Source organism: Actinoplanes sp. CA-142083 (assembly GCF_050942195.1).
GTDB lineage: Bacteria > Actinomycetota > Actinomycetes > Mycobacteriales > Micromonosporaceae > Actinoplanes.
In genome coordinates this window covers 3,274,649-3,288,952 of record NZ_CP192076.1, presented here as the reverse complement: position 1 = coordinate 3,288,952, position 14,304 = coordinate 3,274,649, and the positions used below count along the sequence as shown (strand labels likewise).

General features: G+C 67.4%; 11 protein-coding genes and 1 riboswitch. Of the genes, 6 read left to right on the top strand and 5 right to left on the bottom strand.

From position 1 onward, the window contains the following. The first annotated feature begins 26 nt into the window (after nucleotides 1-26). The 3 genes from ACQPZX_RS15110 (at nucleotide 27) to ACQPZX_RS15100 (ending at nucleotide 3,044) form a co-directional block, all read left to right on the top strand. Nucleotides 27-1,415 carry an APC family permease gene (locus tag ACQPZX_RS15110; RefSeq protein ID WP_433380317.1) on the top strand — a complete coding sequence of 463 codons (1,389 nt, stop codon included), beginning with the start codon at nucleotides 27-29 and terminating at the stop codon, nucleotides 1,413-1,415. Beyond that, entirely contained in the window at nucleotides 1,409-2,407 is a 999-nt protein-coding gene (locus ACQPZX_RS15105; RefSeq protein WP_433385251.1) for an acetamidase/formamidase family protein, read from the top strand. The genes ACQPZX_RS15110 and ACQPZX_RS15105 overlap by 7 nt, the downstream gene beginning before the upstream one ends. Before the next feature lie 109 nt (nucleotides 2,408-2,516). Beyond that, nucleotides 2,517-3,044, top strand: a complete 528-nt coding sequence (locus ACQPZX_RS15100) for a DUF4352 domain-containing protein (RefSeq protein WP_433380314.1) — start codon at nucleotides 2,517-2,519, stop codon at nucleotides 3,042-3,044. On the opposite strand, the gene ACQPZX_RS15095 is transcribed toward ACQPZX_RS15100, so the two are convergent. Both ACQPZX_RS15095 and ACQPZX_RS15090 read right to left on the bottom strand, forming a co-directional pair. Further along, entirely contained in the window at nucleotides 3,041-4,162 is a 1,122-nt protein-coding gene (locus tag ACQPZX_RS15095; protein ID WP_433380311.1) for an McrC family protein, read from the bottom strand. The genes ACQPZX_RS15100 and ACQPZX_RS15095 overlap by 4 nt on opposite strands. 2 nt (nucleotides 4,163-4,164) lie before the next feature. Beyond that, entirely contained in the window at nucleotides 4,165-5,652 is a 1,488-nt protein-coding gene (locus ACQPZX_RS15090) for an McrB family protein (RefSeq protein ID WP_433380308.1), read from the bottom strand. Nucleotides 5,653-5,767: 115 nt separating this feature from the next. Continuing rightward, nucleotides 5,768-5,971, top strand: a riboswitch (cobalamin riboswitch). 119 nt (nucleotides 5,972-6,090) lie between these two features. Between ACQPZX_RS15090 and ACQPZX_RS15085 the strand changes: the two genes are divergently transcribed. Then, the gene (locus ACQPZX_RS15085) at nucleotides 6,091-8,388 is read left to right on the top strand and encodes a ribonucleoside-diphosphate reductase subunit alpha (protein ID WP_433380305.1); all 2,298 of its coding nucleotides are present in this window, start codon (nucleotides 6,091-6,093) and stop codon (nucleotides 8,386-8,388) included. Next, the gene (locus ACQPZX_RS15080) at nucleotides 8,388-9,383 is read left to right on the top strand and encodes a ribonucleotide-diphosphate reductase subunit beta (RefSeq protein WP_433380302.1); all 996 of its coding nucleotides are present in this window, start codon (nucleotides 8,388-8,390) and stop codon (nucleotides 9,381-9,383) included. The genes ACQPZX_RS15085 and ACQPZX_RS15080 overlap by 1 nt, the downstream gene beginning before the upstream one ends. On the opposite strand, the gene ACQPZX_RS15075 is transcribed toward ACQPZX_RS15080, so the two are convergent. After that, a complete protein-coding gene (locus ACQPZX_RS15075) occupies nucleotides 9,361-10,101 on the bottom strand; it encodes a (2Fe-2S)-binding protein (RefSeq protein WP_433380299.1) in 741 nt (246 codons plus the stop codon). The genes ACQPZX_RS15080 and ACQPZX_RS15075 overlap by 23 nt on opposite strands. A 13-nt stretch (nucleotides 10,102-10,114) precedes the next feature. Beyond that, nucleotides 10,115-10,447 carry a cupin domain-containing protein gene (locus ACQPZX_RS15070; RefSeq protein WP_433380296.1) on the bottom strand — a complete coding sequence of 111 codons (333 nt, stop codon included), beginning with the start codon at nucleotides 10,445-10,447 and terminating at the stop codon, nucleotides 10,115-10,117. A 66-nt stretch (nucleotides 10,448-10,513) separates the two neighbouring features. Between ACQPZX_RS15070 and ACQPZX_RS15065 the strand changes: the two genes are divergently transcribed. Continuing rightward, nucleotides 10,514-10,924, top strand: a complete 411-nt coding sequence (locus ACQPZX_RS15065; protein ID WP_433380293.1) for a TIGR03618 family F420-dependent PPOX class oxidoreductase — start codon at nucleotides 10,514-10,516, stop codon at nucleotides 10,922-10,924. Between the two features lies 1 nt (nucleotide 10,925). Here the strand turns inward: ACQPZX_RS15065 and ACQPZX_RS15060 are convergent, their stop codons facing one another. Further along, entirely contained in the window at nucleotides 10,926-13,700 is a 2,775-nt protein-coding gene (locus ACQPZX_RS15060; RefSeq protein WP_433380290.1) for an AAA family ATPase, read from the bottom strand. Nucleotides 13,701-14,304 lie beyond the last annotated feature (604 nt).

Here is a 14,304-nt window from a genome sequence, read left to right as displayed (position 1 = left end):
GAAACATTTGCAATAATGTTCACGCCGTGGCAGAACTCGAGCAGTTCGGTTACAGGCAGGAGCTCAGCCGATCGCTGAGCTTCACCGACCTGCTGATCTACGGTCTGATCTTCATGGTGCCGATCGCGCCATTCGGGATCTTCGGAAGCGTCTACAGCGGCTCCGGCGGGATGGTCGCGCTCGCGTACGTCATCGGCATGATCGCGATGATGTTCACGGCGCTGTCCTACGCCCAGATGGTCCGTGCCTTTCCCATGGCCGGCTCGGTCTACAGCTACGCGGGGCGCGGCATCGCGCCTCCCGTCGGCTTCCTGGCGGGCTGGGTGATCCTGCTCGACTACGTGCTGGTCCCCGGCCTGCTCTACCTCGTCGCCAGCGTGGCCATGCACTCGCTGGTGCCGGGGATACCGGTCTGGCTGTGGCTGGTCGCGTTCGTCCTGCTCAACACCGTCGTCAACTATCTCGGCATCCAGATGACCGCCCGGGTCAACAAGCTGATGCTGGTCGCCGAGCTGATCGTCCTCGCGATCTTCCTGGTCGTCGGCCTCTGGGCCCTGTTCTCCGGAAAGGTCCACGTCGGCAACTTCTGGTCGCCCCTGTTCAACGCCGACACTTTCGAATGGTCGGTCGTCTTCGGCGCGGTATCGATCGCGGTCCTTTCGTTCCTCGGCTTCGACGGCATCTCGATGCTCGCCGAGGAAAGCCGCGAGGAGGCACGCCAGATCGGCCGCGCGATGGTCGGCGCCCTTCTGCTGGCGGGCACCCTGTTCATCGTGCAGACCTGGGTGGCTGCTCTGCTCGTACCCGATGCTCCTGGTCTTTTGGAAAATGGCGACCCGGAGGGGACGGCTTTCTATGACGCGGCGCGTGCGGCCGGCGGCGGATGGCTGGCCAACCTGACCGCATTGGCCACGGCGATCGCCTGGGGTTTCGCCAACTCGCTGGTCGCGCAGGCGGCCACCAGCCGGCTTCTCTACGCGATGGCCCGCGACCGTCAGATGCCGCGTTTCCTCGCGAAAATCAACGAGCGCCATAAGGTTCCCGCCAACGCCACGCTGCTGGTCGCCGCGGTTTCCCTGGCGCTCGGCCTCTACATGGCGAGCCGCGACGACGGCATTTCGTTGCTCTCCACGCTGGTGAATTTCGGCGCGATGACCGCTTTCCTGGCGCTGCACGTCGCCGTGGTGGTGCATTATGTGGTGCGGCAGCACAGCCGCGATTGGCTGCGGCACCTGGCCGTGCCGGTGATCGGCTTCCTGATCCTGCTCTACGTGGTCATCAACGCCGACATCGCCGCGCAGACGCTCGGATTCATCTGGCTGGGCATCGGTGTGATAGTGCTGATTTCGTTCTACGTCAGCGGCCGGCGCCCGCAACTGGCCGGCCTTACCTCGGAGAGCGAGTCGTCATCGTGAAGTACAAGCCCGACATTTCAGAATTGTCGTATACGTTTGGTGGACGGGAGCCGGTTCGCAGCGTCAAGCCGGGCACCATTCTGGAGCTGTACACCGAGGACTGTTTCGGCGGCCGCGTGCAGGATGTCACCGACCTCCCCTCGGTGGTTTGCGAGTTCCCCTATCTCAATCCGGTGACCGGCCCGTTCTTCGTCGAGGGCGCCGAGCCCGGCGACACCCTCGCGGTGCATTTCGTCTCCATCACGCCCGCGCGGGACTGGGCGGTTTCGTCGACCTTTCCGCATTTCGGCGCGCTGACCGGCACCCACACCACGGCCACTTTGCATCCGCCGCTCGACGAGGTGGTCTGGCGCTACGACGTGGACGTCGACGCCGGCTCGGTGCGCTATCACGCCCGGCGCGGCGACTTCAGCATGGAGCTTCCTTTGGACCCCATGCACGGTACGGCGGGAGTGGCGCCGGCCGCGTTCGAGTCGAGAATGACGATCGTCCCCGACGTGCACGGCGGCAACATGGACACCCCGGAACTGCGCGCCGGCACCACCGCCTATTTCGGCGTCAACGTTCCCGGCGCCCTTTTCGCGCTCGGCGACGGCCATTGCCGCCAAGGCGACGGCGAGGTTTGCGGCACCGCCGTCGAGGCAGCGATGAACACGGTCGTGATCCTCGATGTCATCAAGGGCGCCGCCACCCCCACCCCGCGTTTCGAAACCGACGATTCCCTGATGTCGGCCGGCTCCGCGCGCCCACTCGAGGACGCGTACCGCATGAGCCAGCACGACCTGATCACCTGGACCGCCGGAATGACCGGACTCGATACCCTCGACGCCTACCAACTGATCAGCCAGGCCGGCACCGCCCCGGTCGGCAACGTCTGCGATCCGAACTACACGATGCTGGCGAAAGTCCAGAAGAAATACCTCGGTGGCGTCAACGCCTACGAAGGCATGCACGCCCGCCTCCGTCAGACAGCAGCCGAAGCCAACCGTTAGGTCGACGCCGAGGTAGCAACGAGCGCCGTTGGGCGTATGCGCGGCCGGTCTCCAGGGCTGGTGGCCGGCCGCGCATACCAGCCCGCACCGGCCCGCCTGGAGCTCCGTCGTGCCGAAGAGGGACCCGCTGCTGCTCGGCGCCGTCGCCGCCCTTTCCACGCTGGCCCTCGCCGTCGCCGCGCTGGCAAGTTTCTACCCACATGCGCAAGGCGCGACGACGCCAACGGCGCAGCCGAAAGCGGCCGGCCTGAACACCCCCGTCCCGGACGGAAAACTCGAGTACACCGTCACCCGCGTCTCGTGCGGCAGCAGAACCCTGATCAGCGGCCCGATCATGCGCCGCGCCCGAGGCGAATACTGCCTCGTACGGCTGACGGTCAAGAACCTCGGAACCGAGGCGCAAACTTTCGGCGACGGCTCCCCCACAGCATGGGATGTGAAGAACATCGCCCACGCCAACGACGAAAGCGCCGAGTCCCCCGTCAACGTCGACGTCCAGGCATTCCTGGAGCCGATCGGCCCGGGAAGCACGGCACGGGGAACGCTGGTTTTCGACGTACCGATAGGCACGAAACTCGCCGCCGTCGAGCTGCGCGACTCGTTCCTCTCCGCCGGCGTGAAGGTCCGGCTGCGCTAACCCTTCTCCAGGCTCGGCATCAGCCCGAGCACGCGGACGGTCCGCGAGCCGACGGTCACGGCCGGCCGCTCCGCCGCGACCGGGTAGACCAGCGTGCACTCGGTGAGACCGAGCCGCTCGCAGTAGGTCACCATCTGGTAGACGTCGGCCCGGTCCGGCGCGTGGTCCGGCCATTTGTACTTGGCGTCGTAGAGCGCGACGAGCCGGCCGCCGTCCCAGACGGTCGCATCGGCCTCCGCCTTCTGCCCGTCGTTCGTGAGCGGAAAGGCATACGGGGCGCGCACGTCGTGATGCGGCCACGTTCGCCGCAGCCACTGCGCCACATAGGCTTCCCAGACCTTCGGCATGTGGAAAAGAAGGGATCCACCGGCAAGACCCGCGGACGTCGGCGCCAGCGATTGGGACCGCAATATGGTCTCGGCGAGCGCCAGCGCCTGCCGGTAGTGCGTCGTGAGGTTCGTCAGGCGGATCCGCCCGACGTCCTCGGCCCGCCACGAGCGGCGCGAGACCCGGTGAAACGCCGGTCCGAGGGCCGCGATACGCACCGCGGCGTCCCGGTCGAGCGGGACGTGGGTAAGAACGTCGAGGGCCGCCGCGAGCGCCTGGTTCTCCCGGATGTCGACCGTGAGACGCCGGGCGATGGTGGCGAGCCGGTCCGGGCGCGCCCCCAGCTTGCCGACGTGATGTGCGACGTCGAGCCGGCCCGGGTAGGGCGGCCGCTCGTGGCGCACCGGCTCGTACCCCTTGGCCAGGCCACGGCCGACCAAATGCTCGACCTCGCGGGCGTACGCGATGGCGATGGCGTCGATGAGGAAGTGGCGTGCGGCGGCATCCACCGGCAGCGTGTCCGCGCGAACGGGCCGGCGCCCCGACTGCCGGATGAGCTGCACGACGTCGCTCAGCGGAAAGCGGCTCCGGAAGTCGATCCAGCGGCCGGTGGGCAGCCCCAGCCGGCCGACGAAGGACCCCGGCGTGACCTCGAAGACGCCCGGCTCCCGCGTTGGCGTGATGCTCTGCAGGACACGCGATCCGGAGTTCGCGCGCACCAGCCCGAGCAGGTAGTCGAGCTCGGCGGCCGCGAGCGGAAGCAGCGCCGGCCGATACTCCACGACCTCCACGGTCAGGCTTCCTCGGACAGCATCTTGGTCACGCTGGTGGTGAGGTCGTCCAGGCGCGAGCGGTGCTCGAACCAGTATTCCGTCAGGTACGGCAGCAATTCGTACCGCCAGATCCGGAACAGCCCCGCCGCGGTGGCATCGTCGCCCATCCAGTACGAATGGCCCGGCGCGAAGTCCGGATTGCCGACCGCCTGCTGGATCAGGTCGAAGAACCTCAGCACCAGCTCGGCCGACTCGCCTTGCCCCAAGTGCCCGCTCAGCACATCGCGGCTCGGGAGCACCTGGAACGCGTGGAATCGGCGGCGCAATGCGAAGTCGACGAGCGCCAGGCTCCGGTCCGCCGTGTTCATGGTGGCCAGCACCACGACGTTCCCGGGAACCGAGAACCGCTCCTGCGAATACGGCAGCAGCACCGACTTGGTGACCCGGTATTCGAGCAGGAGCATCAGCTCGCCGAGAACCGCGCCCAGCTCGGCGCGATTGATCTCGTCGATGATGAAGACATGCGTCGCCTCGGACTTCCTGGCGTCCTCGCAGAATTGCTTGAACACCCCCGGCCGCACCTGATAGCCGATGGTGCCGCCGACCCCCGGCGCCGGACGCAAACCCTCGATGAAGTCCTCGTAGGAGAAGGACGGATGGAATTGCACCGTCTCGACCTTCCCGTCCGCGCCGGCGAGATGGCGGCCGAGCTCCTCCGCGACGAAGGTCTTGCCGGTGCCCGGCGGGCCGTAGAGCAGCGCCTGACGCTTGCTGTCGTTGAGTAGTGCGACCCATTCCTCCAGCTGGTCAAGCGGCAGATGCGTCGTCTCCGCGACCTTGGTGAGCGGATGCGGCTCATTCACCGGACCGGGGACGGGCGGCGCCGGAACGGCCTGCTGCTCGCGGGCGACCGCGGCGAGCACCGCGTCGATTTCTTGCGGCGCCAGCCCGAACTCGGCCGCGAATCGCTGGGCCGCCTCGCAATAGCGCTGGTATCGCTCGACGCCACCGCCTCGGCCCCGCGATTCCGTGAGCCGGCCCAGCGCCACCAGGGCCTGATGGGTGACCTGAAGCCAGATGACGTACCGGGCGGGATCGCGCAGGTACATGAGCATCGTGGGATAGGACCGGCCCGCGCCGGGAAACACCTGCGCGCTCTTCAGGATCTGGTCGACGAAGGACAGCGACTCGTCGATCGGGCGCCGCCACAGCCGTTCGGTCCATTGGTTGAATTCGTCGAGGGGGTCGACGACCCGGCTCATCGTGGCTCCCACGAAGGCGGGGCTGAACCGGTTGTAGTGCATGACGCCGTCCCACTCGCCGGTGTTGAAGAGCCGCCCCAGCTCCAGCGCCTGCTCCGTCGTCATCGCGCCGGCGGAAGCGTCCAGCAGTTCGCGCGCTCGATCCTCGGCGGACCGCCGCGATTCGACCAGCGTTGATCCGTAGCCGTCGCGGACCCACTCCACGAACCTCGGCAAGTCGCTCAGCGGAGGCCTCTCGTCGGTCACCGTGTGCCCCTCCCCTAGTCACCGGATGCCCGAGCTTCGCACACGCGCGGTGATCTCCGTAATGCGACACGCCGACACATCATCTGGGGTTGCACTGGCACCCCCGTACCCATATATGGTGTCTCCCGCAGCTGGTTCGGCGCTCCGATGAGGAGCGTCGAGGCAAGAGGGAACCCGGTGGGAATCCGGGACTGCCCCGCAGCGGTGAGTGGGAACGAAAGCCGTCACGAGCACTGGGCCCGGGCCTGGGAAGCGACGGCCGGTAGGCGCGAGCAGCACGCCCACGAGTCCGAAGACCTGCCAGCGCGCCGCATGCCGCCCGGTGTGCGGCGGTCGGAGGCCGCGCGGGACGGCCGACGCCATCACGCGGCCGCGGCACGGAACAAGCGGCCGGTGGCGTCTGCCTGCGCGTCCTCACCACGAGGGGGGACGGAAGAGATGCAGGTGCGCAAGCGCAACGGCGACCTCGAAGCGGTCGACGTCAACAAGATCGTGCGGGCGGTCGAGCGGTGGGTGACCGACCTGGACGAGGTCGATCCGCTGCGGGTCGCCACCAAGACGATCAGCGGGCTCTACGACGGCGCCACCACGGCCGAGCTCGACAAACTTTCCATCCAGACGGCCGCCGAGCTGATCGGCGAGGAGCCGCAATATTCGCGGCTTGCGGCGCGGCTGCTTTCGGCGTACGTCGACAAGGAAGTTCGCCTGCAAGGCGTCGCCAGTTTCAGCCAGTCGATCCGCTACGGCCACGACCTCGGCCTGATCGGCGACGCGACCGCCGAATTCGTGGCGCGCAACGCGCGGAAACTCGACGACGCGATCGACGCCTCGGCGGACAAGAGACTCGAATATTTCGGCCTGCGCACCGTGGCCGATCGCTACCTGTTGCGTCACCCGCAGCTGCGAACGGTCGTGGAAACTCCGCAATATTGGCTGCTCCGGGTCGCCTGCGGCCTTTCCGAGACGCCGGCCGAGGCGATCGGCTTCTATCGGCTCATGTCGTCGCTGGCGTACCTGCCCAGCTCGCCGACGCTGTTCAACTCCGGCACCCGGCACACCCAGATGTCGTCGTGTTTTCTGGTCGATTCGCCGAAAGACGAGCTCGATTCCATCTACGAGCGGTACCACCAGGTCGCGAAACTTTCCAAGTTCTCCGGCGGCATCGGCATCTCATGGACGCGCATCCGGGGCCGCGGCGCGCTGATCCGGGGCACGAACGGCAAGTCCAACGGCATCGTCCCGTTCCTCAAGACGCTCGACGCCGGAGTTGCCGCCGTCAATCAGGGCGGTCGCCGGAAAGGCGCGGCCTGCGTCTATCTCGAGCCGTGGCACCCGGACATCGAGGAGTTTCTCGAGCTGCGCGACAACACCGGCGAGGAATCCCGCCGCACCCACAACCTGAACCTGGCCAATTGGATCCCCGACGAGTTCATGCGCCGGGTCGAGGCCGACGAGGACTGGTCGCTCATCGATCCCTCCGACGCGCCCGAGCTTCCCGATCTGTTCGGCGAGGAGTTCGACCTCGCCTACCGCAACGCCGAGAAAAAGGCCGTGAAAACCGTCAAGGCCCGTGATCTGTACGGGCGGATGATGCGCACCCTGGCCCAGACCGGCAACGGGTGGATGACGTTCAAGGACCGGTCCAACGCGCTGTCCAACCAGACCGGCGCGCCCGGGAACACTATTCACCTTTCCAATCTGTGCACGGAAATTCTCGAGGTGAACAGCGACGACGAGACCGCGGTCTGCAACCTCGGCTCGATCAACCTGGGCGCCCACGTCACCGCCGACGGCGTCGACTGGGAAAAGTTGCGCGCGACTGTTCGCACGGCCGTCGTGTTCCTCGACCGGGTCATCGACATCAACTACTACCCGTCGCCGCAGGCCGCCGCCTCGAATCCGCGCTGGCGCCCGGTCGGCCTCGGACTCATGGGCCTGCAGGACGCGTTCTTCACGCTGCGCCTGCCGTTCGACTCCGCCGAAGCCGGCGAGCTCTCGACCCGCGTCCAAGAGGAAATTTTCCTCACCGCCCTGGAAACCTCGGCCGCGCTTTCCGCGAAATTCGGACCCCATCCCGCGTACGAGAAAACCCGCGCCGCCCAGGGTGACCTGCACCCGGACCTGTGGGGAGCCACGCCGGCGCAGCCGGAAAGATGGACCGCGCTCAAAGCGCAAGTCGCCGCGACCGGCCTGCGCAATTCCCTGCTGATCGCGATCGCCCCCACGGCGACCATCGCCTCGATCGCCGGCTGCTACGAATGCATCGAGCCGCAGGTGTCCAACCTGTTCAAACGCGAAACCATGTCCGGCGAGTTTCTGCAGATCAACAACTACCTCGTACGGGAATTGAAGGCGCGCGACCTGTGGACCGCGCCGATCCGGGAGCAGATCAAGCGCGCCGAAGGTTCCGTGCAGGGGATCGCCGAGCTGCCGCAAGACGTACGCGAAATTTTCCGGACCGCGTGGGAGCTCCCGCAGCGTGCCCTGATCGATCTGGCCGCCGCCCGCGCGCCCTACATCGACCAGTCGCAATCGCTGAACCTGTTCCTGAGCGCGCCCACCATCGGCCGCCTCTCGTCGATGTACCTGCATGCCTGGAAATCGGGCCTGAAAACGACCTACTACCTGCGCTCGCGGCCCGCCACGCGCATCCAGCAAGCGACAGTTTCCATAGCACCCGTCGAGGCGGTCGCCTGCTCCCTGGAAAACCCCGAGTCATGTGAGGCCTGCCAGTAATGCTGCTCGACCCCGGAATGGACCTGACCCTGCGGCCGATGAAGTACCCGCACTTCTTCGACCGCTTCAAGGACGCCATCAAGAACACCTGGACGGTGGAGGAGGTCGACCTGCATTCCGACCTCGCCGACCTCGCCCGCCTCTCCCCCGCCGAGCAGCACCTGGTCTCGCGACTGGTTGCCTTCTTCGCCACCGGCGACACCATCGTGGCGAACAACCTCGTGCTCAACCTCTACCAACACGTCAACTCGCCCGAAGGCCGGCTCTACCTTTCGCGGCAACTTTTCGAGGAGGCCGTGCATGTCCAGTTCTACCTGAACCTCCTCGACACCTATGTCCCCTCGGAGACCGAGAGGTTCGAGGCCTTCGCCGCTGTCGAGAACATTCCGTCGATCGCCCGCAAGGCCGAGTTCTGCTTCAAGTGGATCGACTCGGTCTTTTCACTGCGCAAACTTTCCTCCAAGGACGACCGGCGGGCCTTCCTGCTCAACCTCATCTGTTTCGCGGCGTGCATCGAGGGCCTGTTCTTCTACGGCGCCTTCGCGTACGTCTATTTCCTGCGCTCGCGGGGTCTGCTCAACGGCCTGGCCAGCGGCACCAACTGGGTCTTCCGCGACGAGTCGATGCACATGGCCTTCGCATTCGACGTGGTCGAGCAGGTGCGAGCCGAGGAGCCCGACCTCTTCGACGCCGACATGGAGAAGCAGGTCCGGGACATGCTCGCCGAGGCCGTCGACTGCGAGGTCCAGTTCGCCGAGGACCTGCTGGCGCAGGGCGTCTCCGGCATGTCCCTGGCCGACATGCGCTCCTACCTCGAGCACGTGGCCGACCGCCGCCTGGCCGTGCTGGGCATCGAGCCGCTCTACGGCAGCAAGAACCCGTTCGTCTTCATGGAACTGCAGGACGTGCAGGAGCTCTCCAACTTCTTCGAGCGCCGCGTCTCCGCGTACCAGGTGGGGGTGACCGGCACGGTCAGCTTCGACGACGATTTCTGAGCACCGCTTGCCAGTGCTGACGCCGGACCGCTTCCGGCGTCAGCACGCAGTCGCCGCATTTCCCGCCGCCCGGGATCCGGTAGTAGAGGCAGCAGTTCCGCCGCACCAGAAACCACCGCTCGGTTTCCGGATCCGGCTGCTCGAGCACCGCCGTGTTTTTCAGCGGCGCCTGTCCCAGCAGCTGTTCCACCGCCGCCGCCGCGCTCGCCGCATGCTCCGGCGCCGAGTCCGCGATCATCCCCGCGGCCCCGCCCAGCGCCGACGCCACATTTCCCCAGAGCAGGTGTTCCGGCAGCGAGAATCGCTTGCTAACGACCTGGAGCAATGCCTTTACGACGTCGAGGTCTGCTTTGTCGGCTGCGGCAACTCGGTCGTAGGCGACCGGCAGCGGGCCGCCTTCCACCGGCCGCCACCATAGCTGCCCGATCTCGGCCCGCGGCAGCACTCCCGTCGTCGCCACCGCCCCCACCAGCGGCGACACCAGCCGCGACGCCCAGCCGAGGAACATGATCGACGCGACCTCACGCTCCCCGATCTCGTCGACGCCCAGCCCCGACATCCGCACCAGCGTCTGCCGGGCGACCCCGACCCGCTCCGCCACCACGTCGGCGTCCAGCAGCTCGCTCAGCGGCCGCCACCCGTGGCCTGCCTCCCACGGCTCCCAGACGAAGTAGGGCCCGAGCGCCGCCGCCCCTCGAAGGGCCTCCCATGGGGTCACCCCACCACCCTAATCAGGGCAGCTTCGCCACCGTCAGCAGCACGACGCTGTCCTCGAGAGCGTCGAGCGCGTGCCGCGCGTCCGGAATCATCAGGAGATCGCCGGCGGCCGCCTCCTGCCCCTCGCCGCCTGAGGAGAGCCGCACGCGCCCCGCCAGCACGTACAGCGTCGCCTCGCCCGGATTCTCATGCTCGTCCAGCCGCTGCCCGCCGAGCAGCGCGATCACCGTCTGCCGCAGCGTGCTGGCATGCCCGCCGTGCACCGTGTGCGCGCTGCGCCCGCTGTGCACGTTCCGGGCCTCCGCGAGACTCTTTTCGGCCAGCTCGGCCAGCGATGTCTTCTCCACCCGATCAGCCTCGCCCGCCCGCCGTACCCGGCGACAGGGACCTAAGTCCCGATCTAGGCTGCCAGGGTGGCAATCACACTGTCCGCGGCATGGGAACTGAGCCGCCAGGATTCCGGCCTGGCCATCGTCTCCACCCTCCGCGCCGACCAGACCATCCAGTCCTCGCTGGTCAACACCGGCATCGTCGGCGACCGCCTGGCCTTCGTCACGTACGGCAAGGTCAAGCTGGCCAACCTGCGGGCACGCCCCCAGCTGTCGGTCGCCTTCCGCAACGGCTGGCAGTACGCGACCGTCGAGGGCCGAGCCGAGATAGCCGGCCCCGACGAGCTGGACGCCGAGGAGTTGCGCCTGCTGCTCCGCGAGATCTTCACGGCCGCCGGCGGCACCCACGACAACTGGGACGAGTACGACCGCACGATGCGCGAACAACGCCGCGCGGCCGTACTCATCACTCCCAGCCGCATCTACGGCAGCTAGCTCACGCCCGCCGAAACCGCTGCTGCCCGTTGTATCCGGCCGCTGCGGCTCGAGCGAGGTGCACGCGGTTGCGGACTCCGAGCTTGCGATAGATCCGGGTGAGGTTGGCCTCGACGGTCTTCTCCTTGACCTGAAGGGCGGCGGCGATCTCGGCGTTGCTGTGTCCTGAGGCGACCAGCTCGGCGATCCGTCGTTCCGTCGCTGTGAGCAACTCCGGGGCGGCGTGTTCGAGCCGAGCACGCTCGGCGCGCGCCTGGCCCAGCCAGTGCCGTGCCCCGAGGCCCTCGAAGATGGCGATCGCCTCGTCCAGGACGGTCGCCGCGCCGCGTCGCCGGCGGGCGCGGCGGTCGGCACGTCCGAGTACAAGCAGCCCTCGGCCCAGCTCGAGTTGTAGCCCTAGCTCGCGCGCCCCGGCCGTCGCACGCTCCAACGCCCCGGCGGCGGCGCCGGGCTCGCCTTCCGAAAGAAGACGCAGACCGGCGCAACGCAGACCGACGATCTTCGCCCAGGGTTCATCACGTCGTTCGGCGCTTTCCCGCAGGAGTTGCAATCGCTCGACGGCTTCGTCGTGGCGATCCAGGCGCAGCCAACTTTCGATCAGGTCGCCCTCGAACGTGGGCAGGAGAAACTCCACGAACGTCCGGTCCCGGAGCAAGTCGGCTACCGGCGCAAGCCAGGCGGCGGCAGCAGCAGGATCGTCGACCGACAACTCGAACTCGGCGGCGATACCCCGGAGGAATGTCGCGGCTACTCGGTCCTGCCTTGATTCGGCGAAGTGGATGGACTCCACAAGCTCGTCGCGCATCTGCGGTGCTGGAAGCAGCCCCGCGCGTACCAGGCACGTGGCCATCGTTGACGCGGTCGCATTGCTGTCGCTGAAGCGAGCGTGCTGCACGTAGTGGTCGGCGTGTTCCTCGGCAGCCTCCCAGCGCCCGCTTGCCCACGCGATCTGCATGAGGCACCAGCGCACGGCCCCGCCCCAGCGGCCGCTGCGCTCGTTTGCCTCGTACAGCACGTCGACCAGTTCCCGCGCCGGGGCGAGCTCTCCCCGCCGTAGGTGCCAGTCGATGAGCGCGGTGTGCGGAGCCATCCAGGGCAAGGGCAGGCCGTGCTCGTCCTGCATGGAGACGGCAGCACGCATACGCCGCCCGGCGTCCGGGTCGCCCTCCCGGCCCAGAACGTCGGCGAGCACGGACAGAGCCCAGCTGAGAATGCCCGGCTCGCCGCAGGCCCGCGCCGCCAGAACAGCCTGCTCGGCGTGACCGCGTGCCTCTTCGACCCGCCAGTCCTCATCCACCAGGCAACGGGCCAGCCTCGCCCCCGCATACGCCGCGCCGCTGGGATTGCCGGCCAGTTCCCCGACCGCGCGGACCACCAACTGGAAGCGGGTTTGCATGTCCGAGAACGACGAATAGATAAGGCTGAAGAATCCGCGCAGGTCCGGCGGAGGTGTCTCCCTGGACCAGGAGGCGACCAGTGTCTCGCCCCGCGGTATGTCATGGGCCGCCTCGAGGCTTCTGAGCACCAGAAGCCTGCGACGCCACATGTCAAAGTTCGGCGCGCCGGGCGTGAGTCGCACGGCGGCCTCGGCCAGACCCGAGGCGCGAGCCGGCATGCCCGTTTCCATGAGGCGGACAGCCGCAGCTTCGAGCGTCGATGCGGCCCCTTCGTCCGGTTCGTCGGTGCCGGCCGCCAGATGCAGGGCCGCCTCATCCCGATCCTCGATGACAGCGGCCAGCCGGCGATGCAGGAGGCGGCGGCGTCTCGTGTCCATCGTCGAAATCGCAACCTGCTGCAGAAGAGGATGCGAGCAGCCAAGAACCCCGTTTTCCGACACGACCTGCAGCACACCGGCGTCGATTGCCGCGTCCACCGCAATGTCCGTGTTGTCCGTCTCGCCGGCGGCAAGCGATCGGAGCAGTCCGCGTGACGGCCGGGCCACGAGTGCGACAGCCTGCACCGCCCGCTGCACCGGCTGGTCCAGTCGGTGCAGCCGTGCCTTCAGCGAGTTCGACAGCGACGCCGGCACTGTGGCCTCAGACGCGTGAAATCCGGCAGCAGCGACGGTTTCGCGGGCCAGTTCTATGGCTGTGTAAGGGTTTCCGCTGGACAGCGCAATGATCCTGCGCACCAGGACCGGCGACCACGGCCCGGGGACCCGATCGACGACAAGGCTGGTCAGCGAACCCCCGTCGAGCGGCCCCAGGTCGATCCTGACCGACCGTGCCGCGAACTCGTGCAGCGCAACGTGCGCCAGCCCCGTCCGCTCCTGACTCGCTCGCACCGAGAGCAGCCAGGCCAACGGCACATCGGTGATCCAGGCGGCGGCCATGCGAAGCAGACGCTGGGTGTCCGCGTCGAGCCACTGCGAGTCATCGATCGCGACGACCACCGGGCAGCGCCGGGCCAAGGCCCGCAGAGCATTGACGATCGCACGGGAGATCACGCCATCGTCGAGCTGCCCGGGCAGACGCCCGAGGCGAAGGACGCCACCGAGCACGTTGGCCTGCACCGCGGGAAGCTCCGGCAGCACCTCCTGAGCCGCACGATCGAGCAGGTCGGCCAGGTTCGCGAACGGCACGTCGACCTCACCGGAAAGACCGGTAGTGTGTAGCACCCGCCGCCCGGACGCCGTCACATCCCTCACCGCCGAGCGCAGCAACGTCGTCTTGCCGATCCCCGGCTGACCGACGATGACCACACCAGCCGGGGCCGGATCGTCCATCAGCGTCGTAAGGCAGATGGCGCGCTCTCGTTCCCGGCCGAGCAGGACCATGCATCACATTATCGCGCGCATGGACGTTGGCATCAGCGCCAGTTCGACGGCCCGTGCCAGGCGCCCGTGGACCAGAAGTACTTGGCAAGTTCGACCTCACGAGGCGAACAAACGACGGCCTTCTTGAATATCCCAACTGCCCTACCCGAGTTCGTTGACCATACAAGACCGGCCTCGGCGGCGCTTGTTCGCCGCGCTTCTGGTCGATCGATGGGTTTCTTCAGATTGGCCTTCATGTGGATCCTCCTCAGAGGTTCCCGCCCGTGGACAAATCCGGATGGTGTTGCTTCCACATTGCGGGCACACGGCCGGCGATTCATTGGGGGAAACCCCACGCCCCTCGCGGTCGGACCGCATCCGTGTCAAGGAAAGATCATGGCGATGACGTGCGGTCACATCTCAGGTGAGCTGCTCGGACGGTCCGCTGAGGTCGATGCTCGACCGCCGCTGATGCCCTTGGTTGTCACCCAGGCAGACACTCGCGCCCGACTTGCGGGTGACCGGCACACTTGGCAGATGCAACCTATCTTGGGGCCCCTCGTAGGTGGTCTTCTGGCGATCACCGGTGGCCTACTTGTTGCACTGACGGCCGATAGACGCGAGC